Source organism: Chryseobacterium sp. BGA-UO-ETr-SB22 (assembly GCF_059567885.1).
In genome coordinates, this window is sequence record NZ_JCAQOV010000005.1 from 770,565 (window position 1) to 796,719 (window position 26,155).

24 protein-coding genes are annotated in these 26,155 nt (G+C 37.3%); 10 read left to right on the plus strand and 14 right to left on the minus strand.

Annotation, left to right across the window (positions count from 1 at the left end; all coding sequences use genetic code 11):
* Positions 1-10 precede the first annotated feature (10 nt).
* Positions 11-805, plus strand: coding sequence for an arylamine N-acetyltransferase family protein (locus AC57AW_RS10725; protein ID WP_496351853.1), 795 nt, complete (start codon positions 11-13; stop codon positions 803-805).
* A 75-nt stretch (positions 806-880) separates the two neighbouring features.
* Here AC57AW_RS10725 and AC57AW_RS10730 read toward each other — a convergent pair whose 3' ends face one another.
* The gene (locus tag AC57AW_RS10730; protein WP_496351854.1) at positions 881-1,831 is read right to left on the minus strand and encodes a hypothetical protein; all 951 of its coding nucleotides are present in this window, start codon (positions 1,829-1,831) and stop codon (positions 881-883) included.
* 364 nt (positions 1,832-2,195) lie between these two features.
* Between AC57AW_RS10730 and AC57AW_RS10735 the strand changes: the two genes are divergently transcribed.
* The 4 genes from AC57AW_RS10735 (at position 2,196) to AC57AW_RS10750 (ending at position 4,464) form a co-directional block, all read left to right on the plus strand.
* A complete protein-coding gene (locus AC57AW_RS10735) occupies positions 2,196-2,537 on the plus strand; it encodes a Sec-independent protein translocase subunit TatA/TatB (RefSeq protein WP_309434977.1) in 342 nt (113 codons plus the stop codon).
* 4 nt (positions 2,538-2,541) lie between these two features.
* A complete protein-coding gene (locus AC57AW_RS10740; RefSeq protein ID WP_184552725.1) occupies positions 2,542-3,108 on the plus strand; it encodes a phosphatase PAP2 family protein in 567 nt (188 codons plus the stop codon).
* Positions 3,105-3,917: a tetratricopeptide repeat protein gene (locus AC57AW_RS10745; RefSeq protein WP_496351855.1), complete on the plus strand. Its 813-nt coding sequence runs from the start codon at positions 3,105-3,107 to the stop codon at positions 3,915-3,917. The genes AC57AW_RS10740 and AC57AW_RS10745 overlap by 4 nt, the downstream gene beginning before the upstream one ends.
* A gap of 94 nt (positions 3,918-4,011) precedes the next feature.
* On the plus strand, positions 4,012-4,464 hold the full coding sequence (locus AC57AW_RS10750; protein ID WP_496351856.1) for a tRNA (cytidine(34)-2'-O)-methyltransferase: 453 nt from the start codon (positions 4,012-4,014) through the stop codon (positions 4,462-4,464).
* 79 nt (positions 4,465-4,543) lie between these two features.
* Here AC57AW_RS10750 and AC57AW_RS10755 read toward each other — a convergent pair whose 3' ends face one another.
* Positions 4,544-5,017, minus strand: a complete 474-nt coding sequence (locus tag AC57AW_RS10755; RefSeq protein ID WP_496351857.1) for a 23S rRNA (pseudouridine(1915)-N(3))-methyltransferase RlmH — start codon at positions 5,015-5,017, stop codon at positions 4,544-4,546.
* Positions 5,018-5,333: 316 nt separating this feature from the next.
* On the opposite strand from AC57AW_RS10755, the gene AC57AW_RS10760 reads away from it, so the two are divergent.
* Positions 5,334-6,347 (plus strand): YihY/virulence factor BrkB family protein, encoded by a 1,014-nt coding sequence (locus tag AC57AW_RS10760; RefSeq protein WP_496351858.1) that lies wholly within the window; start codon positions 5,334-5,336, stop codon positions 6,345-6,347.
* On the opposite strand, the gene nhaA is transcribed toward AC57AW_RS10760, so the two are convergent.
* From nhaA to AC57AW_RS10820, 12 genes are all read right to left on the minus strand, one after another.
* Complete coding sequence (gene nhaA / locus AC57AW_RS10765; RefSeq protein ID WP_496351859.1) at positions 6,344-7,522, minus strand: Na+/H+ antiporter NhaA; 1,179 nt, start codon at positions 7,520-7,522, stop codon at positions 6,344-6,346. The two genes, AC57AW_RS10760 and nhaA, sit on opposite strands and share 4 nt — an antisense overlap.
* 2 nt (positions 7,523-7,524) lie before the next feature.
* The gene (locus AC57AW_RS10770; RefSeq protein WP_318847972.1) at positions 7,525-9,735 is read right to left on the minus strand and encodes a RelA/SpoT family protein; all 2,211 of its coding nucleotides are present in this window, start codon (positions 9,733-9,735) and stop codon (positions 7,525-7,527) included.
* A 109-nt stretch (positions 9,736-9,844) separates the two neighbouring features.
* Complete coding sequence (locus AC57AW_RS10775) at positions 9,845-10,210, minus strand: hypothetical protein (RefSeq protein WP_318847971.1); 366 nt, start codon at positions 10,208-10,210, stop codon at positions 9,845-9,847.
* 300 nt (positions 10,211-10,510) lie between these two features.
* The gene (gene acs / locus AC57AW_RS10780) at positions 10,511-12,418 is read right to left on the minus strand and encodes an acetate--CoA ligase (RefSeq protein WP_496351860.1); all 1,908 of its coding nucleotides are present in this window, start codon (positions 12,416-12,418) and stop codon (positions 10,511-10,513) included.
* 61 nt (positions 12,419-12,479) lie between these two features.
* Positions 12,480-14,366, minus strand: coding sequence for an AMP-binding protein (locus AC57AW_RS10785; RefSeq protein WP_496351861.1), 1,887 nt, complete (start codon positions 14,364-14,366; stop codon positions 12,480-12,482).
* 147 nt (positions 14,367-14,513) lie between these two features.
* Positions 14,514-14,873 carry a response regulator transcription factor gene (locus tag AC57AW_RS10790; protein ID WP_318847968.1) on the minus strand — a complete coding sequence of 120 codons (360 nt, stop codon included), beginning with the start codon at positions 14,871-14,873 and terminating at the stop codon, positions 14,514-14,516.
* Positions 14,874-14,882: 9 nt separating this feature from the next.
* Positions 14,883-17,585, minus strand: coding sequence for an ATP-binding protein (locus tag AC57AW_RS10795; RefSeq protein WP_496353880.1), 2,703 nt, complete (start codon positions 17,583-17,585; stop codon positions 14,883-14,885).
* On the minus strand, positions 17,578-17,772 hold the full coding sequence (locus AC57AW_RS10800; protein WP_496351862.1) for a hypothetical protein: 195 nt from the start codon (positions 17,770-17,772) through the stop codon (positions 17,578-17,580). Before AC57AW_RS10800 ends, AC57AW_RS10795 begins: the two co-directional genes overlap by 8 nt.
* A 61-nt stretch (positions 17,773-17,833) precedes the next feature.
* The gene (locus tag AC57AW_RS10805; protein WP_034696261.1) at positions 17,834-18,061 is read right to left on the minus strand and encodes a DUF6814 family protein; all 228 of its coding nucleotides are present in this window, start codon (positions 18,059-18,061) and stop codon (positions 17,834-17,836) included.
* A gap of 43 nt (positions 18,062-18,104) precedes the next feature.
* Positions 18,105-19,685, minus strand: a complete 1,581-nt coding sequence (locus AC57AW_RS10810; protein ID WP_496351863.1) for an MFS transporter — start codon at positions 19,683-19,685, stop codon at positions 18,105-18,107.
* 46 nt (positions 19,686-19,731) lie between these two features.
* A complete protein-coding gene (locus AC57AW_RS10815; protein WP_496351864.1) occupies positions 19,732-21,111 on the minus strand; it encodes a porin in 1,380 nt (459 codons plus the stop codon).
* A gap of 171 nt (positions 21,112-21,282) precedes the next feature.
* Positions 21,283-21,699 carry an IS1/IS1595 family N-terminal zinc-binding domain-containing protein gene (locus AC57AW_RS10820; RefSeq protein WP_318847965.1) on the minus strand — a complete coding sequence of 139 codons (417 nt, stop codon included), beginning with the start codon at positions 21,697-21,699 and terminating at the stop codon, positions 21,283-21,285.
* Positions 21,700-21,859: 160 nt separating this feature from the next.
* Between AC57AW_RS10820 and AC57AW_RS10825 the strand changes: the two genes are divergently transcribed.
* From AC57AW_RS10825 to AC57AW_RS10840, 4 genes are all read left to right on the plus strand, one after another.
* Positions 21,860-22,546: a GNAT family N-acetyltransferase gene (locus tag AC57AW_RS10825; protein WP_496351865.1), complete on the plus strand. Its 687-nt coding sequence runs from the start codon at positions 21,860-21,862 to the stop codon at positions 22,544-22,546.
* Positions 22,518-23,714, plus strand: a complete 1,197-nt coding sequence (locus AC57AW_RS10830; protein ID WP_496351866.1) for an argininosuccinate synthase — start codon at positions 22,518-22,520, stop codon at positions 23,712-23,714. Before AC57AW_RS10825 ends, AC57AW_RS10830 begins: the two co-directional genes overlap by 29 nt.
* Before the next feature lie 51 nt (positions 23,715-23,765).
* The gene (gene argC, locus AC57AW_RS10835) at positions 23,766-24,731 is read left to right on the plus strand and encodes an N-acetyl-gamma-glutamyl-phosphate reductase (protein WP_496351867.1); all 966 of its coding nucleotides are present in this window, start codon (positions 23,766-23,768) and stop codon (positions 24,729-24,731) included.
* A gap of 248 nt (positions 24,732-24,979) precedes the next feature.
* Positions 24,980-26,119 carry an aspartate aminotransferase family protein gene (locus AC57AW_RS10840; RefSeq protein ID WP_496351868.1) on the plus strand — a complete coding sequence of 380 codons (1,140 nt, stop codon included), beginning with the start codon at positions 24,980-24,982 and terminating at the stop codon, positions 26,117-26,119.
* Positions 26,120-26,155 lie beyond the last annotated feature (36 nt).

The following is a 26,155-nucleotide window of genomic DNA, read 5'->3' on the forward strand; positions in this document are numbered from 1 at the left end:
AAAACAAATTATGAATCCATTCAACCTGGAAAAGTATTTCGAACGAATTCATTTCTCCGGAACTCCGGAAATGAGCATGCAGGTATTGAAAACAATACATCAGCTTCATCCAAAATATATTCCTTTTGAGAATATTGACTCTTACACAGGAACTGTTCCTTCTCTGGATCTTGAAGATATTTTTAAAAAACTGGTTACAGAATCAAGAGGCGGATATTGCTATGAACAAAATTTACTTTTAAAAGAAGTTCTTTCCAGTTTGGGATTTCACGTTGAATTACAATTGGGAAGGGTAGTATGGCGAAGAGAAGAAGACAGCAGTGCTGCCAGAAGTCATTTGATGTTGATTGCTGATGTAGAAGGCCAGAAATATCTTGTAGATTGTGGCTTTGGAACAACTACACTTACCACACCTTTATTGTTGAATAACGAAGAACCCCAGCAGACCCCGAACGGACTTTTTAAGATTTCACAAAAAGAAGGAGTGTATTTCCTGTGGATCTGGAAAGAAAAATGGCTGCCGATTTATCGTTTTGCACTCGAACGCGTAGAACATGCAGACCTTGAAATTTCTAACTGGTACTTATCTACACATCCTGAATCCAACTTCAAGAAAAATCTGGTACTCTCCAAAGTAGATGAAGAAGCCCGATATACTTTCACTGAAAATACATTAAATATAAGACATGAAAAAGGTGAAAAAGAATCTGTTTTGATTCATAATAATGAAGAACTGTTTGCCATGCTGAAGAACACTTTCGGACTGAAAGAAAATGCAATAGAAGCATTGAAAGCAAAAATTTGAAATTGATATTCTTTTACAATACAAACGGGAAGCTCAGCAAGCTCCCCGTTTTTTGAAATCTGATTTTTATGAAAATTATGGATAAAGGGATTTCGTCCCGTTACTTACAATATTGCTGCCCAATCCTGAGAATGATACAGAGAAATTGCTGGTATTAAAGCTTAAAGAACCTGTAGGAGTACAAAGTCCCAGTGCATAACGACATTGTCCGTAAGCTCCTGTTTTTTTCGTAATCTTACTCTCGCTTTTCGCTTTTCCTAAACTGATATATCCCCAATCGCTTACATCTGCATTGGAAACGGTAGAACCTGAATAATAAATTGTAATCTGATATCCGGCTTCACCTCTCTTGGAACCCCATAACCAGCTTGCTGTCCACCATTGTTTATACCAGGTAGAAACTACTTTTGCAGCCTGGTTATTGTTGGAAGCTTTCGTACTTCCACGCGGATCCATCATGATAAGACCTCCGAAAATATTATCCCAGATAATCCCTGAATCTTTGTAAAAACACAATGTAGTGAACTTTCCGTTTTTACTGTTCCATGTTATTTCCATAACATTTGTACCGGATTTTACTTCTTCAGTGACAGCTTCTTTCAATCCCTGCTGAGCTGTTATCAGATCATCTCCGGTATACAAATCTCCGATTTTTCCAATCTTTACAGAAGAAGGATCCATGATGTTACCGGATGCAATAAACTGATCTTTGTCGGTGATCAGGCTTTTGGAAAGGTCAATGCCTTTTTGGGTTGAAATTTTACCCAATACTTTTACTTCTGCAATCTGCAGATCATTGTTCAGGTACGTTTCAAGATTTTTTCCGGATTCATTCAGTTGAAGCTGTACTGCTTCAGGTACAATTTGTGAGGAAAGAGGAGTGATCTCTTTTTTCAGATCAGCGGCAGATATTTTTGCCTGAACTGTTTCCTGCTGATTCATTTCGTTGTTTTCACTCTGACAGCTGTTGAGTGCCAATACCGATAAGAGGGCGAAAACTTTAAAAGTAGTCACTAGTTTTTTCATAATAAATATTTATTTGGTTGTGCATTATAAATATACTGAATTGTTGTGTAATTCTCATTGTTTTGAATTAAGTATTTGTTAATTCGTAGGTGATAGGTAGAAGGTGGCAGGGATTAGGGGAAATATTCTGTGAAATAGTAATGGAGGTTGGCAGAGGTCAATAGTGAATCTTGCTTTGCAAGTGAATGGTGAATTTTTTGAAGGAGAGGCAAGATAATATTAACCTAAATAAAATCAGTAACTTATAGCTAACAACTTTCAACCAAAACACAGAACTTACACTCTCATTTTACAAAATCTTAAAATTTGTTTAAATTTTTAGTTTACCATCTATAAATGCAATAATCTTTTGTAATTTTACAGGATGGAATTAAGCATTGGAGAAATGGCACTCATTGCCATTGCAATCGTTGTATTATTCGGTCCGGATAAACTGCCTCAGATTGCGCGTGACTTAGGTGCAGGCGTTAGAAAAATGCGTGGAGCAGTAGAAGATATCAAAACTGAAATCATGAAGGAAACAGATAATCCTGTTTCTGAAATAAAGCGTGAGATTGAAAAGGTAAAAGATGCTGCCAAAGATTTTAATCCGATGAAAGATATCGAAAAAGATATTTTGACGGAGCCTGGAACTCTTGCTTCTAATGAACCTCCGAAACTGAAGCCCGCAGATGATGAGACTCATGAGGGACCTGTAAGCAGATAATACAATGGAGGAAATCATTCAGGAAGATAAGAAGGTATTTCTTTACCTTAACAATTTGGGCGATTCATCTTTTGACCAATTTTGGATGCTTATTTCAAGTACCTGGATCTGGGTACCTCTTTATATTATATTTCTTTATTTTTTATACAAAAATTATCAACTAAGAACTTTAGTTTTTATTCTCATATTTATAGGACTTGGAGCGGTAGTTTCCGATCAGCTGGCCAATATTTTCAAATACGGAGTAGCGAGGCTAAGACCATGCCATGACCCAACTTTGGAGCATCATATGAGAATTGTAAAATGTGGAGGACAGTTTGGGTTTTATTCTGCCCACGCTTCCAATACCTTCTTTTTGGCAACGTATTTAGGTATTTTACTGAAAAAGAAGATTAAATGGTTTCCTTATGCTATATTTGCATGGGCTCTGGTTGTTTCGTACAGCCGAATTTATTTAGGAGTGCATTTCCCAATTGACATTTTGGTGGGGGCGTTTGTTGGATCTTTGTTGGGAGTGATATTTGGTGCACTCGCCAAAAAAGTGATCAATAAACAAACTATAACCTCATGAAAAAAACTTTATTATTAGTAACTTCCCTTTGTTTCTCCCTTAATTTTTATGCCCAGGATAAAAAACTGGCTGAAGACTGTTTTAATAAAGCTGATTATAAGTGTGCCGAAGAGCAATACTTAAAACTGGCAGAAAAAGAACAGATTCAAAAATTTCAGTCGGAATATTATGATTATCTTGGGACGGCTCAGCGAAGGCTGGGGAAGACCACTCAGGCTTTTAAATCCTATGATTCTGCCTTAAAAGCAAATCCTATGTCGGTTTCCGTTTATGTCAACCTTTCATCACTTTACAGTCAGAAAGGAAATAAGGTAAAAGCACTGGAATATATAGAAAAAGGATTGAAAGTGAATGCTGAGACTCCGGATTTATATCTTACCCGTTCCAAAATCTATGACAGCCAAGGGAAAAAAGATCTTGCTATCAATGACCTTAATCAGATTCTGACTTTTGCACCCGATAATATTTTTGCAAAAACAGGACTCGCCAATCTTAAAAAAAATAATGGTGACCTGGATGGTGCCTTAAAAGATTACAATACCCTTCTTTCTGAGAAACCGGAATCATTGCTTTACAACGGCCGTGCTGATGTGTATTTTAAAATGAAAAAATATAAAGAAGCACTTACCGATGCTAACAAAGCCATTTCGATAGATCCGAAATTCGCACAATCTTATGTGAGCAAAGCCATGATTCTGATGGATACTTCTAAACTTAAAGAAGCATGTGCAAATCTTGATAAAGCGGTAGCTTTAGGCTATGAAAAGGCGGTGCTGACAGATTCTTATGCTAAATGTGGCAAGAAATAAATTGAAATTTACAACCCCTGATTATTTAATTAAATCCAAACTAAAATACCAAAATCTGGTTTAACTGTTTTAAAAACGAATAAAGAAAAGAGAAATGCTGAATATTGTCCTTGTAGAACCTGAAATACCGAATAACACAGGAAATATCGGAAGATTATGTGTAGGAACCGAAAGCAGATTACACCTGGTTCACCCATTTGGATTTGTAATTAATGATAAAAACCTGAAGCGTTCGGGACTGGATTACTGGGTGCATCTCGATGTTTCTGAATATGCAGATATTGAAGAGTGGATGAAACAGATCCCTGATAAGTCCCGCGTTTTTTTAATGAGTTCACATGCTGAAAAATCATATCTGGAAACCGATTTTCAGGATGGGGATTGGCTTGTTTTCGGAAAAGAGAGTGTAGGACTGAGTAAAGAGGTTCTGGACCGTTTTGAAAATCATCTGACCATTCCTATGTCAAAACTGATCAGAAGCTTTAATATTGCCAATTCCGTTGCTTTTGTAGTGGGTGAGGCGAAAAGACAGATCAATCTGAAATAAAAGTTTATCTTATATTTTTAATCAAATAATAAGATTTAAAGCTGGATAAATCAAAGACCCTTCTGAATTAAGAAGGGTTTTAATCGTTATGATAAGGCTTGCCCTGCAAAATCTGATCAGCACGGTAGAGCTGTTCCACAATAAACAGGCGGATCATCTGGTGGGTAAAGGTCATTTTGGATAATGACATTTTCTCATTTGCTCTGCTGTAGATCTCTTCAGAAAAACCATAAGCACCTCCAATCAGAATATGTACTTTTTTCACAGAAGAATTCATCCAGGTATCAATTTTCTGTGCAAATTCACGGCTGGTAAACTGTTTTCCTTTTTCATCAAGAATCACTACCAGATCGTTTTTATCAATATGATTTAAAAACAATTTAGCTTCTTCTTTTTTAAGAAGATCGGGAGATAGGTTTTTAGCATTTTTAACATCCGGGATTTCAGTGATTTCAAAATTCCAGTGTTTGGGTAAACGATTGAGATAATAATTGATTAAAGACGTAATTTCCTTATCGTCTGTTTTACCGATACAAAGTAAACTGATTCGCATTGTAAGAAGTTTCAGAGGGCAAAGATACGGCTTCGGGAAGGAAAGTTCAAAGTTTTGGGTTGAATGTTGATGGTAGTTTTTTTTGCTAGTTGCTAGTTGCTAGTTGCTAGTTGCTAGTTGCCAGTTCTATTTCGGTTATTATTATCTCGTATCTCCTTCAAAAAATTCACCATTCACTTGCAAAGCAAAATTCACTATTGACGCTAATCAACCTCCATTCCCTACTACCTGCTACCTAATTCCTGCCACCTATCACCCTTTATCTTTTCCCTATTTAATTTAATTCCCCTACATTTGTATAAAGACAAACAGATCGATGAGTGTAAAGGTTCCCAGATTTATTTTGAAGATTCAAGAGTTTTTTGACAGCATCCATATTCCTGTTTTGGGAATATCGCTTTGGCAGATGTTTCAGATCTATATCTCCGGGATTTTCAAAGGAAAAATAGGGAGGAAAGCAGCAGCTATTTCCTGGAGCTTTACCATCAGTTTATTCCCGTTTCTTCTGTTTTTGCTTTCCGTTTTGCCTCATATGCCTTTATATGATGAACTACAGTTCTATATTTTTGATGTACTGATGCATAATGTTTTTCCTTCGAATATGGAAGGAGACGTAAAAGGATATATTGTAAGTAATATTATTCCGAATATGAAGGGAATCAGTAATCTGACCATTCTTCTGGCACTTGTTTTTGCAACGAACGGTACATTTTCCCTGATTAACGGTTTTAATGAAAATTCAGATGAAAAACTGAGTGATGTAAAGGAATTTATTCTTTCATTCTTTATCACAATAGGCTTTATCACGATAGTTTTTTTAGCTCTTTTCGGGGTATATTATGTGGAGGTGGTGATGAAGCTTTTTACACCGGCTTATGATATTTCATGGCTTGTAGATAACCTTTCTAAGATCATTGGATTTGTTTCTTTTCCTCTTTTTTACTTTATCCTTCTGACTTTATTTTACTGGCTGGGAACCGTGAAAATTACACGATTCCGTCAGGCGGTTCCGGGTGCTATTTTAACTACAATATTATTCGTTGTCACTACTTATATTTTTGCCATTTATGTAAAGGATATTGCGCGGTATAATGTACTTTACGGATCCATTGGAAGTATGATTCTGCTGATGGTTTGGGTGAATGTGAATGTATATCTGCTTTTATTTGGAAATGAACTGAATATGGCTATCAGAAAGCTCAGAATAGAAAAGCTGCTGTCTGATGAAATCCAGAGAGAAACCATACACTATCATACCCAGATTACAGAACCTGACTTTGATGGTGATGAAGAGCATAAGAGAAAGCTGGAAAACCGGAAGAAAGATTAATTCTCTTCCAGTTCAGGATTTTCTTTTGAACTTACACTTAATATGGTAAATCCTGCAATGGCAGCTATAAAAGAAGCAATCAAAATAGCAAATTTAGCTTCATCCTGAATAGGAATTTCTCCTTTAAAGGATAGCAGTGCAATGAAAATGGACATGGTAAATCCAATTCCGGCCAATAGACCTACACCAATCATCTGAAGCCAGTTGCTGTTTTGAGGAAGAGAACTCAGCTTTAATTTGATTGCAATGAGCGAAAACAGATTGATACCGATCAGTTTACCCAATACCAGACCGCAAATAATTCCTAAACCTAATGTACTTGTAACACCAGCAACCATTTCACTGGAAAAAGTGATGTTGGTATTCGTTAAAGCGAATATAGGCATGATCAGAAAGCTTACCGGAATGTGAAGCTGATGCTCCAGTTTTTCCAATGGTGATATTTCTACATTCGAAGCGTTGGTAGGTATTGAAAATGCGAGTAAAACACCCGCTATTGTAGCATGAATTCCGGAGTGATGAAGGAAATACCATAAAAATAGTCCCGGAATAATATAAAATATAGTTTTGGTTACTTTTAAGAAATTTAAAATAAATAATAAGGCAGTCACCCCAAAAGAGAGTAGAAGATAGGTCCAGTGAATCTGCTCGGTATAGAAAACTGCAATCACAAGAATAGCTCCCAGATCGTCTACAATAGCCAATGCCGCTAAAAATATCTTGATAGAGTTGGGGATCTTTTTACCCAGCATGGAAATAATAGCCAGTGAAAAAGCGATATCTGTAGCCATAGGAATTCCCCAGCCATTGCTGTATTCTGTTCCGGTATTGAAAATACTGTAGATTCCCGCCGGTACAAGCATTCCACCCACCGCTGCAAAAATAGGCAGTGAGGCATTTTTAAAGGATGAAAGTTCTCCTTCTACAAGTTCCCGTTTTATTTCAAGACCTACCAGAAGGAAGAATACTGCCATCAATCCGTCATTGATCCAGATGCTGACAGGATATTCCAATCCAAAAAGATGGGTACCCACTTCTTTGTCTAAAAAATGCTGGAAGTTCTCCGCAGCAGATGAATTGGCAATAAGTAATGAAACAAGTACACAGAAAATAAGAATAATTCCTGAAGACTGGCTGTTGTTGAAAAATTTTTTAAAATAAAGAGATAAATTCATGTTTATGATTGTAGTCGTCTCACTCTTGAAACACCATTAATATTCTTAAGTTTTTTGAAGGTTTCCTCCAGCTGACCTTTATTTTTGACTTCGAGAATGATATTTCCTGTGAAAACACCATTGTTGGATTCAATGGAGAGACTCTTCATATCCATTCCCATACTTCCGCTGATGACAGTGGTGATATCATTGATCATACCCATTCTGTCAAGTCCTTCAATTTCAATTTTCACTCTGTTTTTGAAGCTTTCGGCATTCACCCATTTGGCAGGAATGACACGGTAGTCATATTGTGCTCTCAGGTTGATGGCATTCGGGCAGCTATCACTGTGAACTTTAATTCCGTCTGAAATAGTGATGAATCCAAAAATTTTATCTCCCGGAATTACGGTACAGCATTTTGCATAGCTGTAGTTTAGTTTTTCCTCATCTTTCCCAAAGATAATCATGTCAAGGTTTTCCTCTTTTGGTTCCTCGAAATGCTGATTTTTTGGCGGAGATTTTCTGAATCTTGAAAGCAAGTTGTTAAATACGTTTTTACTTTCAAGATATTTTCTCAGACTGCTGACATCCAGCTCATTGCTTTGGAATTTAAGAAACAGTTCTTGAGAAGATTTTAAATTAAAGAACTTTTGAAGTTTATTAATTTCCTCATCATTGAAATTGATTTTCGCATGACGAAGTTTTCTTTGCAGGATTTCTTTTCCTTCCTCTACCAGTTGGTTTTTCTGAGAGTTCAGATAACTTTTGATCTTTGATTTGGCTTTCGATGTTACTACGAATTCCAGCCAGTCAGATTTTGGTTTCTGATTCTGTGAAGAAAGAATATCTACCTGATCTCCGTTTTGAAGGGTATAAGAAATGGGAACCAATTTTCCATTGATTTTAGCACCCAGACATTTCATCCCCAAGTCGGAATGGACTGAGAAGGCAAAATCCAGGGCAGTAGCATTGGTTGGCAAAATTTTAATTTCTCCTTTCGGGGTAAATACAAATACCTCTTTGGAGTATAAATTAAGCTTAATATTATCCAAAAGCTCCGAAGTCGAAAGATTCTGCTGCTGTTCCAGTACTTCGCGGATTTCAGTTACCCATTTTTCAAAGTTTCTGTCATCAGAACTCTGTTTGTAACCTTCTTTGTATTTATAGTGGGCGGCAACTCCTTTTTCAGCAATTTCATCCATTCTTTCCGAACGGATCTGTACTTCAATCCATTTTTTGTCCGGCCCTAAAACCGTTAAGTGTAAACTTTCGTATCCTGTAGAACGGGGTTGCGTAATCCAGTCACGCATTCTTGACGGGTTACTGTGGTATACATCTGTAACGATGGAGTAAATTTTCCAGGCTAAAAACTTTTCATTTTTTGCATCTGATTTATAAATAATCCTGATGGCATAGTTATCAAAAACTTCCTCAAAAGAAACTCCCTGTTTCAGCATCTTTCTGTAAATGGAAGAGATGGCCTTTGCACGGCCTTTAATTTTAAAGTTTAAGCCTTCTTCACCAAGTCTTGCAGATACTTCTTTGGTAAACTCGTTAATATATCGCTCACGGTTTTCTTTGGCAAGTTCCAATTTTTCCGTGATCTCGTTATATACTTCGGGGCTGTTATATTTTAAGGAAAGATCTTCCAGTTCAGATTTAATATTGTACAATCCAAGACGGTGGGCCATTGGAGCATAGATATAAACCGTTTCTGAAGCGATTTTTTTCTGCTTATCCGGAGCCATACTTTCCAGAGTCCGCATATTATGAAGGCGGTCTGCAATTTTGATCAGAATAACCCTGAAATCCTCAGATAAAGTCAATAACAGTTTTCTGTAGTTTTCAGACTGTACAGAGATATTCTGGTGGTTCATGATGGAAATCTTCGTCAGTCCATTCACGATACTGGCAATCTTTTCTCCAAAGATTTTTTTCAGATCCTCGTAAGTATAATCGGAGTCTTCAATCACATCATGCAACAGCGCACAGGCAATAGAAGTAGCTCCCAGACCAATCTCTGTCGCTACAATTTTAGCAACAGCAATAGGGTGGTAGATGTAAGGTTCCCCAGATTTTCTCCTTTGATCCTTATGAGCATCCAAAGCGATATCGAATGCCTTTCGGATGAGCTTGTTATTTTCCTCATCCAACGTTCTGTATGTGTTAGAAATCAAGTCCTTATATCTGGCAAGGATCTCTTTATTCTCTTGTTCTAAATCGTAACTCATTTGTGCGCATACCTATAATAAGACGAAAATACGAAATTTTTTAGTTTTTTCAAACATAAAAGATCCGCAGAATACACTACGGATCTTTGGTTATTAGGTTTTAAGCCGATTAGAATTTCACTTCAGAATTCATACCGTCGCTCGACGTTTTAATTTTTATATCAGGGCTGTTCTGTATTTCAGCTCTGTTTCTTGCATCAATATACTTTTTAATAGTGTCATAATTGGTTTCATTGATATTCATATTTTCAAACAAATATGATTTCAAAGCTGCATTCTGAATAAATGCATTCCGGGCAATATCAATCTGATTGATATCATTCACGGTAACACTTGCCAGATATTGGGAATTATTAGAACCATTATTAAGATATACAATGTAATCTGAGTTTTCAAATCCTGAATTTTCCAGATCACTTTCCAGTTTTTTGTAGTCGCTGTGATGATCAAATAGTCCAGCTAATATATGTGACATAGTTAATTGGTTTTAAAGTTATGACTAAAGTTAGTAATAATTTTCTGATTATCATTGTGTTTATGGTAATATAATTTGTTAATTAATATTCCGTTTTCAATAGAGTGAAACGATATTTGAGAATAATTATTGAACAGGTGTTTAATTTTGATAATTGAATAATGTAGACTGTTGAAAATACACCCTTTCATTATTCTCCTGTTTTAGGAAAAATATCCCCATTGATTAAAGTATTAAAACAAATAAAAAAAGCCCCGAAAATAATTTCCAGGGCTTTCATTGGTTAAAAAATTGATTCAATTAGATTCTTTCGTTTTTGATTTCCTCTACAATTTCGGGATTTAAAAGCGTGCTGATATCTCCAAAATTACTGAAGTCACCCTCTGCAATTTTTCTAAGGATTCTACGCATAATCTTTCCTGAACGCGTTTTCGGAAGTCCGGAAACAAACTGTATCTTATCCAGCTTGGCAATAGGCCCGATCTGATCTGAGATCAGCTGGTTGATTTCTTTTTTAAGGTTCTCTTTATCACGACCTTCTCCTGTTTCTTTAAGGGTTACATAGCCATATAAAGCATTTCCTTTGATGTCGTGCGGATAACCTACAATAGCGGATTCCGCAACGGCAGGGTGCTGGTTAATACTGTCTTCAATAGGAGCAGTTCCCAGATTGTGTCCGGAAACGATGATCACATCATCTACACGTCCGGTAATTCTGTAATATCCAACTTCATCCCTTAATGCGCCGTCTCCGGTGAAATATTTCCCGGGAAAAGCTGTAAAATAGGTTTCCTTATATCGTTGATGGTCTCCCCAGATCGTTCTTGCGATTCCCGGCCATGGAAAACGGATACAAAGATTTCCGGTTACCTGGTTTCCTGTAATTTCATTTCGTTTATCGTCCATCAAAACGGGCTGTACACCTGGAAGTGGAAGAGTGGCATAAGTAGGTTTCGTTGGTGTTACAAAAGGAAGCGGCGAAATCATAATTCCTCCTGTTTCCGTCTGCCACCATGTATCTACGATTGGGCATTTTTTCTTTCCAACATGATCGTTGAACCAATGCCACGCTTCATCGTTGATAGGTTCACCTACGGAACCAATGACTTTCAGAGAACTAAGATCATGTTTGTCTACCCATTCCGCACTTTCCTTCGCTAAAGAACGGATCGCTGTAGGAGCGGTGTAGAACTGAGTGATCTTATGTTTTTCGATCACTTCCCAGAAACGGTCCGGTTCAGGATAGGTAGGTACGCCTTCAAAAATTACGGTGGTAGCCCCATTTAATAAAGGTCCGTAAAGAATGTAAGAATGTCCTGTGATCCACCCGATATCTGCAGTACACCAATAGATATCATTTTCCTTATAATTAAATACATTTTTGAATGTATAAGCAGTATACACCATATAGCCGGCACAGGTATGAAGCATTCCTTTTGGTTTTCCTGTAGATCCGGAAGTATATAAAATGAAAAGCGGATCTTCAGAATCCATAATTACCGTAACGAAATCAGCAGAAGCTTTCTCATACAGATCGGCCATCCAGTAATCTCTTCCTTCTTTCATTTTAATTTCGTTGTGAGTTCTCTTAACGACAAGAACGTTTTCAACCGTTGGTGTTTTTTCCAAAGCATCATCAACAATGCTTTTCAGGTCAAGAACTTTATTTCCTCTGTAACTTCCATCTGATGTGATCACCATTTTTGCTTCACAGTCATTTACCCTCGAAGCTACTGCAGAAGCTGAGAATCCTGCAAAGATCACAGAGTGCACTGCTCCCAGCTTTGCACAGGCAAGCATTGTAATAGCCAATTCAGGAATCATAGGAAGATAAATACAGACTCTGTCCCCTTTTTTAATACCCATATCATGTAAAACATTGGCTGTTTTATTCACGCGGGTATACAGTTCCTGATAAGAAATATGCTGTGCTTCTTCCTTTGGATCGTTAGGTTCCCAGATGATGGCAGTTTTATCTCCTCTTATGGCAAGATGCCTGTCTATACAGTTTTTGGTAATATTGAGTTTAGCGTTTTTGAACCAGGTGATTTTCGCTTCATTCATATCGTACTTAACAACCTTGCTCCATCGTTGGTACCACACGAAATTTTGATCAGCTACCTTATCCCAGAATTTTTTAGGATTTTTGATAGACTTTTTATAATCTTCAAAATACTGTGGTAAATCTTCTATTAAGTAATTTCTCATATCCCTTTCGTTTTTTGAAATTTGAATTTATTTTATTTTAAATTTATGTTTAATTTCTGGCTTAGGCCCTGTATTCCTTGATTTTTTCCTGAATTTCATCAATGATTTTCTCATCGTCAATCGTTGAAGGAATCTGGAAATCTTTTCTGTCAAGTAAAGTTCGGATCAGTTTCCTTAAAATCTTTCCCGATCGTGTTTTAGGTAAACGTTTGACAACCATAGCGTTTTTCAGAAAAGCTACTGCTCCGATTTTATTGCGGACCATCTGAATGATATCTTTTTCAATAGCTTCTTCAGAAATGGGTGAGCCGTTCTTTAAAACCACTGTAGCAAAAGGAACCTGTCCTTTTAAATCATCATCAATACCTACCACAGCACATTCCGCGACATCAGGATGTGAAGAAACAATTTCCTCCATTTCAGAAGTGGAAAGTCTGTGTCCCGCAACGTTGATCACATCATCAACTCTTCCTGTGATGAAAATATAGCCATCTTCATCCCGAATAGCTCCGTCTCCAGAAAAATAATACCCTTTGTACTGAGACAGATAGCTGTTTTCAAAACGTTTGTAGTCTTTCCATATTCCAAGCATGGCACCGGGTGGAAGAGGAAGTTTGATCACCAGATAGCCTTCATGATGAGGATCGAGTTCCAATCCGTTTTCATCAAAGATTTTAATGTCATATCCCGGAACAGGTTTTCCTGCGGATGCTCTTTTGATCTGATAACTTTCATCATGGGTAAGTAATCCAAGCATAGGCCACCCGGATTCTGTCTGCCACCAATGGTCTATAGCCGGAACTCCGATATGTTCAGCAAACCAGTCCAGGGTAGCCACATCACATCTTTCGCCTGCCAGAAATTGTTTTTTGAAATGGGTTAAATCGTATTTTTTGACCAGTTCTCCATTCGGATCTTCTTTTTTGATGGCTCTGATCGCAGTAGGTGCAGTAAACATCACCGAAACTTTATATTCTGAAATGATTCTCCAAAACGTTCCTGCGTCAGGGGTCATGATAGGTTTTCCTTCAAAAATAATAGTCGTATTTCTGTTGATGAGTGGTCCGTACACCGAAAAACTATGGCCAACTGCCCATCCGAAATCTGAAGCAGCCCAATAGGTTTCTCCGGCTTCCACTCCGTAAACAGATGTCATGGAGAACTTTAAAGCAGTAGCGTAACCTCCGGTATCACGAACAATGCCTTTTGGCTTTCCTGTAGTTCCGGATGTGTAAAGCAGATAAAGCGGATGGGTAGATTCCACAGAAATACACTCTGTAGGAGCTGATTTTTCAACCAGTTCTTCATAATCAATCAGTCCATCGAACATTTCATCCTGATTATCTACTAATTTTCTGTTGTACACAACAATGTGGTCTACTTTATCCTGTGCCAGCTCAATAGCTTTTTCCACCAGCGGGAGGTAAGGAATTCTTTTAGCAATTTCTACCCCTGCAGTTGCTGTGATTAAAACTTTTGGTTTGCAGTCGTCAATTCTTACCACAAGCTCGTGGGGAGCAAAACCACCAAAAACCACATTGTGAATAACTCCGATTCTCGCACATGCCAACATGGCAAAAAGGGTTTGAGGGATCATAGGCATATAGATAACCGCCGTATCTCCTTTTTTTAAACCTAAAGAAACCAGACCTCCTGCGAATTTTGAAATTTCCTCTTTCGCCTGATTGAAGGTGTAGGTTTTCTTTTGACTGGTGACAGGAGAGTCATAAATAATTGCAACCTGATCTCCGAATCCGTCTTCAGTGTGCTTGTCTATACATAGGTAACACATATTGAGCTTTCCGTCGGAAAACCATTGAGGGTAATCATTTTCATCTTTTGAAAGGATCTGTTTGGGGAAATCAAACCATTGTATTTCTCCGGCCTGTTCTTTCCAGAAATCTTCTTTATATTCTATGCTTTGTTTAAATAATATATCAGTGTCCATATCAATAGTCTTGTGTTTGTTTTTTGCTTATCCTTGTCAAGGTTTTAAGATTTGACAAGGATAACAAGGATCATTGCGAGCCGATGGCGAAGCAATCTCTTAATACTCTTAATTCCTTTATGAATCTTAATGGTTTAATTCTACACGTTAAAACATTTCTTCAATCTGCTGCATCAGCTTTTTGATCGAGTAGGGTTTTGTGATGTAAGCATCAGCGCCCATTTCCAGGCCTTTTTCAATATCTCTTGGATTGTTTTTGGCACTCAGAAAGATAACTTTGGTATCTCTCAGTTTTTCATCCTGTTTGATAAGGTCCAAAGTGCTGTAGCCGTCAAGATTCGGCATCATAATGTCGAGAAGAATCACATCCGGGACCATTGTTTTCAAAAAGTCGAGGACTTCCGTTCCGTCACGGGCAATATAAACGTCATAACCATTTTTTTTGAAGCTGTATTCCAGCGACATTAGTATTTTGTGTTCGTCATCCGCAATAATTATCTTTCTCATAAAAGGGTTTTAATGGTGTTCAACTTCATCTGTAATCTCTTTTTTCATTTTTTCGGGAATGCTTATGGTGAAAGTTACGCCCAATCCGCTGTTTTCGGCTTTTATACTTCCTCCGTGTGCCTGTACTATCTTTTTGGAAATGGCGAGTCCTAGCCCGCTTCCTGTTGGTTTTATAATATTTTGGTTTTTAGACTGATAAAACTTATCAAAAATCATTTCCAGGTCTTCCTCCGGAATATGTTTCCCGGTATTGAAAATACTGATGGTCAGCTGTTGGTCTTTTTCAAATAATTTGGTCTGGATGGTTCCCTGCTCATCTGTAAATTTTAATGCATTTCCCCAGATATTCTGAAACAGCTGAATCATTCTTGCTTCATCATATTCAAATATAAACTGATTCAGGAGATTAACTTCACTTAAATGAATATTTTTCTGCTGTATCAGGTGAAGAAGCGGGTTTAATGCTTTTTTATAGGTTTCAATAATATTATTTTCCTGAATGTGTAGAGAGATTTCGCCATGCTGTAGTTTGTCCAGATAGAGAATATCATTGATGATTTCACTTAGTCTGTCGGATTCTGTAACGATATTATTTAAAAATTCCTGTTTGATATCAAAAGGAATATCATCGTCATCGGCTAAAATTTCTCCCGCAGAACGGATAGCGGTGATCGGGGTTCGCAGTTCATGGGCTACAGAGTCAAGAAAGTCATCTTTTTGACGGTCTTTGATGATGAGGTTCTGGTTGGCGGTTCGCAGATCATCGGAAAGTTTTTGCAGCTCTTCGGACTGTTCGGTAAGCTTTTTATTTAAACTGATATTTTCCTGAGATTCTTCAAGGATATTTAAGACCTCTTTTAAAGATATTTTATCTTCCTTGGTGACACCTTCAATTAATATCTTTGCCGAAGCTGTCCCGATTCTTCCAGCCAACAGGTTTTCCGAAAATTTAATAAATCTGGAATCGGCAGTTTCCGTTTTGGAATCAATATTATATTTTAAATTAAAAATTCGCAGAGCCTGCTCTGTTTTGTTTTTACCTAAAAAACGCTCAAGAATATTCTGAATGTCTGAAATATAGGCTGTTCCCCGCCAGATAAAAGCATTTTCATGATTCTGAATGTACTTGTCAATGTCTACATACAATTCAGCAAAGTTTCTTTCACGGTAATTTCCTTTAGAACTTACAGAAACAATCGTAAACAGGCTTGTATTCACCAGCATTGACCAAAAGAAAATCTGTGGAATTCTTCCCAGATAAGGAATGGTGAAAAATCCGAAAGCATCATACATCTCTCTCAGTACCCCTTTGAGCTCCTGATTGTATGAAAAATAATACTGCGGAATAATCAACCCGAAATAACAGATTGCTAATCCTGCTATAAGTCCTGTAACAGCACCTTTATAGCTTCCTCTTCTCCAGAATAAAGCTCCGAAAAATGCAGGAGCCAGCTGGGCAATGATGACAAATGAAATCAATCCTACAGAATCCAGTGATGTTTTCAGAATGAAATACTTATAAAAGACAAAAGCCATAATAATCAGCCCGAAAATGCTGATTTTTCTAATGTTGGTAATGCTTCTTGTATTTTGTTCCTCACTTTCGGATTTTAATTTTCCAAGCAATCCATAGGGAATGATGAGGTTGTTGGAAAGCATGATAGATAAAGTAATAGCGGAAATAATGATCATGGAAATACATGAACTCAATCCTCCCAGAAAAACAAGCACAGTGATCAGGGTATTGTCAAAATGCTGAGGTATCAGAATAGAGTAGAACTCCGGATTGACATTCTGACCATCAAAAATCAACCTTCCTCCCCAGGCAATCGGAAAAATAAATACAGTGAAGATTAGGAGATAAAGAGGGAAAAACCAAATCGCAGTTTTGATGTGCTTTTCCTGTCTGTTCTCAACAATGGCGGTGTGAAACTGTCTCGGAAGAATACAGATTGCCGTTGCGGAAATCATGCACAAGATCATCCAGTTCATAGCACCTTCAATGCCATTAAAGGTGTTTTTTTCTTTAAAATCTTTAAACCTGCTGGCTTTCTCATAGATATCTGAGAACCCGTCAAAGGCATAATAGATCACGAAAAGTCCGAGAATGATAATAAAGAACAGCTTTAAAAAACTTTCCAATGCAATCGCTGAGATAATTCCCAGTCGTTTTTCAGAAGCATCTACATATCGCGTTCCATAATAGGAAGAAAACAGGGCAATTAAGACCACAACAAAAGTAGCATTGTCGGTCAGTATATTTTTTGACATCGGAGTTTCCGTTACCAAATGGAACGTCTCCGAAATGGCTTTGATCTGCAATCCGATATAAGGAACAATAGCTAAAAGGCAAACTACAGTAATAATAGCACTCAGGCTTCTGCTGTTTCCATATCTTAATGAGATGAAATCAGCAAGACTGCTTATTTTATTAACCCTTGCAATTCTCACAATCCGGGTATTGATATAGATCCAGGCCGGAACAATCATAATAGGGCCAATGTAAATCGGCAGATAGTTTAATCCGCTTGTAGCTGCAACGCCAATGCTTCCATAATACGTCCAGGCAGTACAATATACTGCAAGAGACAACGCATAGATGTAAGGATTGTTGATCCAAAGCTTACTCTTTTTCTTCTCTGCCAGGTGGGCAACTAAGAAAAGAAGGGCCAGGTAAAACAGGACTACAAAAAATAATGCGAAACTACTCATCATGTCTTTTTACGATTACAAAAGAAATCACAATGGAAATCATCCAGATCATGAACAGGTAGATAAGGATCATAGGATAGCCTAAAACTTCCCTTTCACTGTTGAAAAGCAATGAAATAGGAATACTGAAAGCGATCATAAGCCCTACGCTCAGTATAATAAGTTTTTGCTCGTGTCTCTTTTTCATAAATGATTATTAATAAAAGATAATTGATGAATGCTGCATTCATCAATTATCCATTTTGTTTTTAAATTTTGTCGTCAGAATATTCTCCTTTCAGGGCATAATAACCGAAAATGGCCATTCCACCTGAGATAATCGGCATCAGTACAAAAAGAATGATAATGCCAAAAACCAGATCTTCCTGCTTTCCGGATGCGATTTTGGGAATTCCCAAGACTGTAATTCCGAAATATCCTACAATCACCGCAATTGCGATCCAGAGAATGCCTAATATTTTTTTTAGTCCGTTCATTTTAGTAGTTTTAAAATTAATAAAAATCTGAGTGATTCAATACTTAATCGTGAAGATTATTGTTCTTACTTTTAAGATAAAATAATCCGATGATGAGACACACTGTAGCGACTCCAATGGGATACCATAGCCCCTCAAGATACCAGGTAGCATGTCCAGCTTCTTTCCCAGTAGTAACCAGATAAGTTGCTACAGCTGGCAGAAGACCTCCGAATACCCCGTTTCCGATGTGATAAGGCAGAGACATTGAGGTGTATCGGATTCTCACAGGGAACATTTCTACAAGGAAAGCGGCAATAGGTCCATAAACCATGGTTACAAATATTACCTGGATAAATACAAGGAAGACCAGATACCATTTCGTGTCGTCGCTTAATTTTAGGGATGTGGAGATTTTTGGTTCTTCCGCTTTTCCGTCTTTCATAACAGGTCCTGCAGGCGACCAGTGAATGATACTGTCCTTTTTAATTAAAGTTCCGTCTGTGTAAAGAGTTTCTTTATGGAAAGTAACCAGACTGTCCGTGGCAATATCACTGTGTATTTTAGCGGTTCTTTTTTCTGTAATTCCATTAGCCGCAACGGTTTTGCTTTCAAGATTTACACTCTTGAACATACTGTCATAAATAGGTCTGTAGGCTAAAATAGCGACTAACATTCCGGTCATCATCACTGCTTTTCTTCCTATTTTATCAGACAGCCATCCGAAGAATACAAAGAAAGGCGTTCCTAAAAATAAAGCAGTAGCCATGAGTGAATCTACCTGTGCAGATTCTACATTCATTACCTTTTGAAGGAAACTCATGGCATAAAATTGTCCTGTATACCAGATAACCCCTTGTCCCATTGCTGCTCCGAATAAAGCCAATAGCACAAACTTGAAGTTGTATCTGTTCCCGAAACTCTCTTTCAACGGGTTTTTAGACGTTTTTCCCTCACTTTTAGCCTTAGCAAAAAGCGGAGATTCTTTCATGTTCTTTCTGATAACATAAGAAACGGCAACCATCAGAATTGAGATCCAGAAAGGAACTCTCCATCCCCAGTTGTCAAACTCTTCTGCAGAAAGAGTTGATTTTGTAATTAAAATAACGATCAGTGAAATAAAAAGTCCAGCTGTTGCAGTGGTCTGAATCCAGGATGTCCAGTAACCTCTTCGGTGAGGCTGTGCGTATTCTGCTACATAAGTGGCGGCGCCTCCATATTCACCACCAAGGGCAAGTCCCTGAAGTAGTCTTAAAATTAAAACTAAAACCGGAGCCATAAAGCCAATAGTTTTATAACTTGGAATACAGCCGATCAGGAAAGTGGAAAATCCCATGATCAGTAAAGTAACAAGAAAAGTATACTTTCTTCCAATAATATCTCCCAGTCTTCCGAAAAATAGAGCTCCGAAAGGTCTTACAACAAATCCGGCAGCAAAAGTAGCCAGAGTAGATAAAAATGCTGCAGTAGGATTATCTGCAGGGAAAAATTTAGTCGCTAAAACAATGGCTAAACTTCCGAAGATGTAGAAGTCGTACCATTCTATCAATGTACCGAGTGAAGAGGCAGTGATCACACTCCATATGGTGCGGTTTTTCTGCCTGTCGGTCATATTTTCGTAGCTTTCGTGATGATTTTCGCTCATATTGATTAGTTTTTGATGTTAATGGAATAGGATATTAATTTGAATTTTACAAGTAGATTTGAAACTGTACAATAAATTCTCCTTTTGAAGATGGACTTTCCGTAGGGTTGGTATAAACTGGTCTTGTTGAATATTGTGTCGTAATTTTTGCATGGTGTCCGTCTATGAACCAGTTGGCTCCTACATCAAACTGAGAGGAAGATTTATCAAATGCTTCAAAACTTTTGTGGGTATAGGCAGCGAAGGGTTGTATTCTGATTTTTGGCTTTTCTGCCTGACTTGGTAATAGTAAACCAGCCTGTGCGTAGATAATATTACCTGTTCCGATGGTTGGCTGCAGATTTCCTGGTCCTGCAATGGCTTTATTTCCGATAAAATTAGGATCGGAAGCTGCAATATTCATTGTTCCCAGATTTCTTACATAGTTTGGGCCGAAATTGTAATTGTAATATCCTGCATAAGCGGAAACCGCCATTTTATTTTTTGCTTCACCCAAAGGAATGTCTGCAAAAGCGTCTACTGCAAAAAGTGTAATATCATGCTTTTCAATGTTGGAATTTACGGAAGTTCTTGTTCCGTCTGCCTGATGATAAAAACCGGCTCCTACATTGAAAACTTTCTTCGTTCCCAGATAAGATCCCACTTTGTATGGAAGGGTGTTGGATTCCTCATCAAGGAACTGATACTCTACATATCCAGCTTTTGAAAAACTTGGATTTCCGTTGTTGTCTACCGCAACAGCTTTTGATGGATCTGTCGCATTTACCGGAATAAGATCTGTGGCGAAAGGTTTATTTAAACTGAAACGGTATTCCAATTTTCCGTATTTACCTTTTGCAAACATGCCGAGCTGTCTTGCAAATTGGTCTGAGTTGTCGATCAGCGGCCACGAGAAAACAGGAGAGTCTAGGGTAAGGAAATTTAACGTTGAAGCCATCGTCATACGAGAAAGTCCCATATAGTAATGAAGTCCTGCCCCTAAAGATAAACTGAATTTTCCTGCTTCTCCAGGTAAAATAACTGCATATTCGTTCCAGGCATCATGAAAAAATAACTGGGTCTTCTTTCCGTTTCCATACCCTCCCGTGCCGGAAGTACCTGTAGCTCCTCCATTGATGAAGGTCTGGTTGTTGATTCCAAAGTGAAGGAGAATCATGTATCTTTTAGAGACCTGTGCGTATGCTAAAGCACGTAATCGCCTGTTTCCTATGCTCCAGGAGTTATCTGTGGGCTCGCCACCTACCATACTTCCGGGATTCATGGAGGTATTTCTCAGCCAAAGCTGGTCCCATAAAATAAATCGGAGGAATTTGTCACCATCCGGATTGAGGGTTATTTTTAAGCCATTGCCGTAATCAGGAGAACCTTGTGAGTATACAGAACTACTAATTAAGGCTACTCCAATAAATGTAAGTAATTTCTTCATAAATTATCAATTTTTGGCGTTGTTTTTTGTGAATGCCAAATTGTAATTAATAATTTGTTTATGAAAATTTAATATATATTAGTGGTAATAGTATAGTTAATATTTGAATAATATATAAAATCTATTATCTATCAGTCTATTATCTCTTAGTCTGATGCATCCATTTTCTACTTATTTCTTAAATCTTTCCCATTTAATCAGCATATACTTATCAGCAAACTGAGTAATGATAATCCCGGAATTTTTAATGTTTTCTTCCTGAGCGATATATTCAATGAGCTCGTTCTGCTTTAATATTTTATAAACAGGATGGAACTCAGAATGGGGAGGTCTGGTAATATTGTACTTTTTAATCCAGGAACTTATGGTGACATGTGAAACTCCGATAATTCTTTCAATTTCACGATAGCTTAAACCTTCCAGATACAACTGAAGAGCCTTGGTGACATAATAATCATCAATCTGTTTTCCCAGTTTTTTAACGGTGAAATAATACTTGCAGTCTTTGCAGTGGAAGCGTTGCTTTTCATTGATGATGCCGCTTTTTACCACCTTGGTACTGTTGCATTTAGGGCAGGCGTTTTCCATAACTATATTATTTTAGCAAATATATAATAAATTAGCAAATGTATATTTTTCAATAAAGATAATTTTACCTGTATAAAATTTTAAAACAAAAAAAATATCTTTTTTATTTGTTTTTTAAAGAAGTTTTATTTTAAATTTGCCAAAAAAATTAGATAAATAAATGGAAATAGAAATTTCCTCATGCGAACATCTAATGTATGTGAGTGAAATACAGCAGGAAATGTATGATTCTGCACAGCGCAGAGGAACGGGAATCGCAAAACGTTCCATAGAATATTTGAGTAAGAAGATTTCAGAAGGCAATGCTGTGGTAGCCACTGAAAATGGTGAGTGGGTAGGTTTCTGCTATATAGAGACCTGGTCGCATGGGAAGTTTGTAGCCAATTCAGGATTAATTGTATCACCGAAGTTCAGGAATGGAGGCGTAGCAACTCAAATCAAGCAGAGGGTTTTCCAGTTATCTAGAGACAAGTATCCGGAAGCGAAAGTATTCGGATTGACAACAGGTTTAGCAGTAATGAAAATCAATAGTGATTTAGGATATAAACCGGTAATCTATTCTGAGCTTACTCAGGATGAAGAATTCTGGAGTGGCTGCAAAAACTGTGTGAACTATGAAATTTTAATGATGAAGGAACGTAAAAACTGTCTGTGTACAGCGATGTTATTTGTTCCTGAAAATATAGAAAAAAAAGAGGTTGTAAAAGATCAGCCTGAAAATAAATATAATGGAGTGAGCCCAAGTGATTTTGTGTATTCTGCACAAAACTCTGCAAGTGAATTCCATGTGACCATTAATAATAATAAAAAAAGTCCAGATGAAAAAGAAAGTCATCTTAGCGTTTAGCGGAGGTTTAGATACTTCCTACTGTGCAAAATATCTTAGTGAAACACTTGGATATGATGTGTATGCAGTCACTGTAAATACCGGAGGTTTTTCAAAAGAAGAAGAAAAAGAGTTGGAAAGAAAAGCTTTAAATCTTGGGGTAAAAGAATACAGGTGTGTAGACGCTCAGGAAGATTATTATAATTCATGTGTGAAATATTTGATTTTCGGGAATGTATTGAAAAATAATACTTATCCTCTTTCCGTAAGCGCTGAGCGTACGATTCAGGCGCAGGAAATTGCAAAATATGCGATTGAAGTAAAAGCAGACGCTATTGCTCACGGAAGTACAGGAGCTGGAAATGATCAGGTTCGTTTTGATTTGATTTTCCAGGTAATGTGTCCGAATATCGAGATTATTACGCCAATCCGTGATATGGCTTTATCCCGTGAAGAAGAAATTGAGTTTTTGAAAGACCATGGTTATGAAATGGAATTTCATAAAGCACAATATTCTGTAAATAAAGGACTTTGGGGGACTTCAGTAGGCGGTAAAGAAACATTGACATCCAGAAATAATCTTCCGGAAGAAGCTTTTCCATCCCAGATTAAAGAAACTCATCCTTCAGAACTGGAGATTGAGTTTAAAAACGGAGAGGTAATAGGAGTGAACGGTGAAAGTTTTGAACATTCTGTAGATGCTATTCAAAAAATAGAGGCTTTAGCTTCAGCGTATGGAATCGGACGTGATATTCACGTGGGTGATACTATTGTTGGGATTAAAGGACGAGTGGGATTTGAAGCAGCAGCAGCATCGGTGATTATCAAAGCACATCATTTATTAGAAAAACATACGCTTTCAAAATATCAGCAAATGATGAAGTCTCAGTTATCCGACTGGTATGGGAACTGGCTTCATGAAGCGCTATTCTTAGATCCTGTTATGAGAAATATTGAATCTTTCCTGATTGATTCTCAGAAAACAGTGACAGGAAAAGTATTTGTAAGCCTTCATCCATACAGATTTATTTTGAATGGAATAGAATCTGCCCATGACCTGATGTCCGATAAATTCGGAAGTTATGGAGAAGCAAACAGAGCATGGACAGGAGATGATGTGAAAGGATATACAAAAATTGTAAGCAATTCTTTAAATATATACCACCAGATTAACCAAAATATCAATTAGTTCCGGAAGGACGATTAATGCAAGGCAGAATAGAGTTCCGCCAGAATCAAAATGAAGAAAAAAGTAGGAATAATTGGTGCCAACGGTTATACAGGAAGTGAGCTGATACGCTTACTGGCTTTTCATCCCCATGTGACATTGAGTTTTTTATATAGTCGTTCGAATTCGGGAACAAGAATTTCGGATCTGTACCCGGATTTAACGACAGTTTGTGAAATGGTTTTGACGGATAAACCTGAAGAGGTTGATATTCTTTTTCTGTGTCTTCCCCATAAAGAAAGTCAAAACTGGTTAACTCAAAACCCTGTCAACGATGAAACGCTGGTGATTGATCTTGGAAACGATTTCCGTTTAGAAGGAAACTTTGGAAACAGAGATTTTATCTACGGATTACCTGAAATCAATAAAAAACAACTGACAGGTGCTAAAAGCATCGCTAATCCGGGATGTTTTGCTACGGCTATTCAATTAGCTTTACTGCCATTGGCGGAAAAAGAAGCGTTAAATGAAGTTTTTACTACAGGGATTACAGGTTCTACAGGAGCCGGACAGTCTTTGCAGGCAACAACTCATTTTACCTGGAGAAATGATAATGTTTCAGCGTATAAAACTTTAACGCATCAGCATGTGGATGAGATTTTACAACAGTTGATTTCGTTTAATAATAAAGAAGTAAACCTGAATTTTGTTCCATGGAGAGGAGATTTTGCAAGAGGAATTTTTACAAGTTCCACCATGAAGACGGATTTGGAGCTGGAGGAAATAGAACAATTATATCAGGATTTTTATGCGGAGGAGCCTTTCGTTACGGTAAGTAGGAAGGCAGTGGATTTAAAACAGGTTGTCAATACCAATCGCTGTGTGATTCAGATCGAAAAGAGTGGAAATGTTGCCGTTATTCACTCAGCGATTGACAATTTGTTAAAAGGTGCTTCGGGACAAGCAGTACAGAATATGAATCTGGCCATGAACTGGGAAGAAAATGCAGGCCTGAACTTAAAACCGATAGCATTTTAAATCACAATTTCTAACTAGAAGTAAAATGACTTAGGAAAATGAAGCGTTAAGAAAATTAATTCTATGAACGTTAAGAAAATTCTACTGTTCGAAGTGCGAGGGAAATACAGAACCGAAGAGCCAATTTGGATTTCGCACAAGTTTTAGAATTTTTAGAGAATAGAACTAATTTTTAGCGGAAGTTTCCAGGTCTTGAACTTTTGTTTCTTTTGTTTTAAGACAAAAGAAAAATTTAAAAAAAACAAAAAATGAATTTATTCAACGTATATCCATTATTCAATATAAATCCGGTTAAAGCAAAGGGATCTTTCCTTTGGGATGAAAAAGGCGAAAAGTACCTTGATTTTTACGGAGGTCATGCTGTCATTTCTATTGGCCATAATCATCCACATTATCAGAATAAGCTGAAAGATCAACTGGAAAAAATATCTTTTTATTCCAATTCCGTTCAGAATGGATTGCAGACGGAATTAGCTGAAAAATTAGGAAAGCTTTCAGGATATGAAGATTATAACCTCTTTTTATGTAATTCGGGGGCTGAGGCTAATGAAAATGCATTGAAACTTGCTTCATTTCATAATGAAAAAAGTAAAGTGCTTTATTTTTCAGGTTCATTCCACGGAAGAACTTCAGCAGCGGTTTCAGTGACAGATAATCCTAAAATTGTAGCTCCAGTTAACTTTTCAGAAAGATTTATCAAATCGGAATGGAATGATGTACAGCAGCTTGAAGAAACCTTTGAAAAATTTGGAAGTGAAATCTCTTCTGTGATCATCGAGGGAATTCAGGGAGTAGGCGGAATTATGATTCCTACGCCGGAATTTTTATCTAAAATTAAAGAACTGTGCGAAAAAAATGATGCTGTTCTTATTTTGGATGAAGTACAGTCAGGATACGGAAGAAGCGGATATTTCTTTGCTCATCAGGAGTTCGGGCTTGAAGCTGATATCATCACTACAGCCAAAGGAATGGGAAATGGTTTCCCTGTTGGCGGAGTTTTGATTCATCCTAAATTTCAGGCAAGCAACGGTTTGCTGGGAACTACATTCGGAGGAAATCATCTTGCCTGTGCAGCTTCAATTGCTGTGTTGGATGTAATGAAAGATGAAAATCTTATCGAAAATGCTCAGAAAATGGGTGAATATATTGAGAATGAAATTAAAGATTTACCACATATTAAATCCATCCGAAGGAAAGGATTGATGATCGGAATAGAACTCGACAGAGACTGTTCAGAAATAAGGAAAAGCTTATTGTTCGGTCATCATATTTTCACAGGAAACTCTAATGATAAAACAGTGTTGAGGATTCTTCCGGCACTGAATATTCAAAAAGAGGAAACAGATATTTTCATTAATGCTTTGAAAACAGTATTGGAAAATATCTAAGTGATTTAAAAACAAAATCTTTAAAATTAATTCAAA

Bases quoted from the DNA above. Each gene is read 5' to 3' on its own strand.
- AC57AW_RS10725 (WP_496351853.1), top strand. From the start codon at position 11: ATGAATCCATTCAACCTGGAAAAGTATTTCGAACGAATTCATTTCTCC.
- AC57AW_RS10730 (WP_496351854.1), bottom strand. From the start codon at position 1,831: ATGAAAAAACTAGTGACTACTTTTAAAGTTTTCGCCCTCTTATCGGTA.
- AC57AW_RS10735 (WP_309434977.1), top strand. From the start codon at position 2,196: ATGGAATTAAGCATTGGAGAAATGGCACTCATTGCCATTGCAATCGTT.
- AC57AW_RS10740 (WP_184552725.1), top strand. From the start codon at position 2,542: ATGGAGGAAATCATTCAGGAAGATAAGAAGGTATTTCTTTACCTTAAC.
- AC57AW_RS10745 (WP_496351855.1), top strand. From the start codon at position 3,105: ATGAAAAAAACTTTATTATTAGTAACTTCCCTTTGTTTCTCCCTTAAT.
- AC57AW_RS10750 (WP_496351856.1), top strand. From the start codon at position 4,012: ATGCTGAATATTGTCCTTGTAGAACCTGAAATACCGAATAACACAGGA.
- AC57AW_RS10755 (WP_496351857.1), bottom strand. From the start codon at position 5,017: ATGCGAATCAGTTTACTTTGTATCGGTAAAACAGACGATAAGGAAATT.
- AC57AW_RS10760 (WP_496351858.1), top strand. From the start codon at position 5,334: ATGAGTGTAAAGGTTCCCAGATTTATTTTGAAGATTCAAGAGTTTTTT.
- nhaA (WP_496351859.1), bottom strand. From the start codon at position 7,522: ATGAATTTATCTCTTTATTTTAAAAAATTTTTCAACAACAGCCAGTCT.
- AC57AW_RS10770 (WP_318847972.1), bottom strand. From the start codon at position 9,735: ATGAGTTACGATTTAGAACAAGAGAATAAAGAGATCCTTGCCAGATAT.
- AC57AW_RS10775 (WP_318847971.1), bottom strand. From the start codon at position 10,210: ATGTCACATATATTAGCTGGACTATTTGATCATCACAGCGACTACAAA.
- acs (WP_496351860.1), bottom strand. From the start codon at position 12,418: ATGAGAAATTACTTAATAGAAGATTTACCACAGTATTTTGAAGATTAT.
- AC57AW_RS10785 (WP_496351861.1), bottom strand. From the start codon at position 14,366: ATGGACACTGATATATTATTTAAACAAAGCATAGAATATAAAGAAGAT.
- AC57AW_RS10790 (WP_318847968.1), bottom strand. From the start codon at position 14,873: ATGAGAAAGATAATTATTGCGGATGACGAACACAAAATACTAATGTCG.
- AC57AW_RS10795 (WP_496353880.1), bottom strand. From the start codon at position 17,585: ATGAGTAGTTTCGCATTATTTTTTGTAGTCCTGTTTTACCTGGCCCTT.
- AC57AW_RS10800 (WP_496351862.1), bottom strand. From the start codon at position 17,772: ATGAAAAAGAGACACGAGCAAAAACTTATTATACTGAGCGTAGGGCTT.
- AC57AW_RS10805 (WP_034696261.1), bottom strand. From the start codon at position 18,061: ATGAACGGACTAAAAAAAATATTAGGCATTCTCTGGATCGCAATTGCG.
- AC57AW_RS10810 (WP_496351863.1), bottom strand. From the start codon at position 19,685: ATGAGCGAAAATCATCACGAAAGCTACGAAAATATGACCGACAGGCAG.
- AC57AW_RS10815 (WP_496351864.1), bottom strand. From the start codon at position 21,111: ATGAAGAAATTACTTACATTTATTGGAGTAGCCTTAATTAGTAGTTCT.
- AC57AW_RS10820 (WP_318847965.1), bottom strand. From the start codon at position 21,699: ATGGAAAACGCCTGCCCTAAATGCAACAGTACCAAGGTGGTAAAAAGC.
- AC57AW_RS10825 (WP_496351865.1), top strand. From the start codon at position 21,860: ATGGAAATAGAAATTTCCTCATGCGAACATCTAATGTATGTGAGTGAA.
- AC57AW_RS10830 (WP_496351866.1), top strand. From the start codon at position 22,518: ATGAAAAAGAAAGTCATCTTAGCGTTTAGCGGAGGTTTAGATACTTCC.
- argC (WP_496351867.1), top strand. From the start codon at position 23,766: ATGAAGAAAAAAGTAGGAATAATTGGTGCCAACGGTTATACAGGAAGT.
- AC57AW_RS10840 (WP_496351868.1), top strand. From the start codon at position 24,980: ATGAATTTATTCAACGTATATCCATTATTCAATATAAATCCGGTTAAA.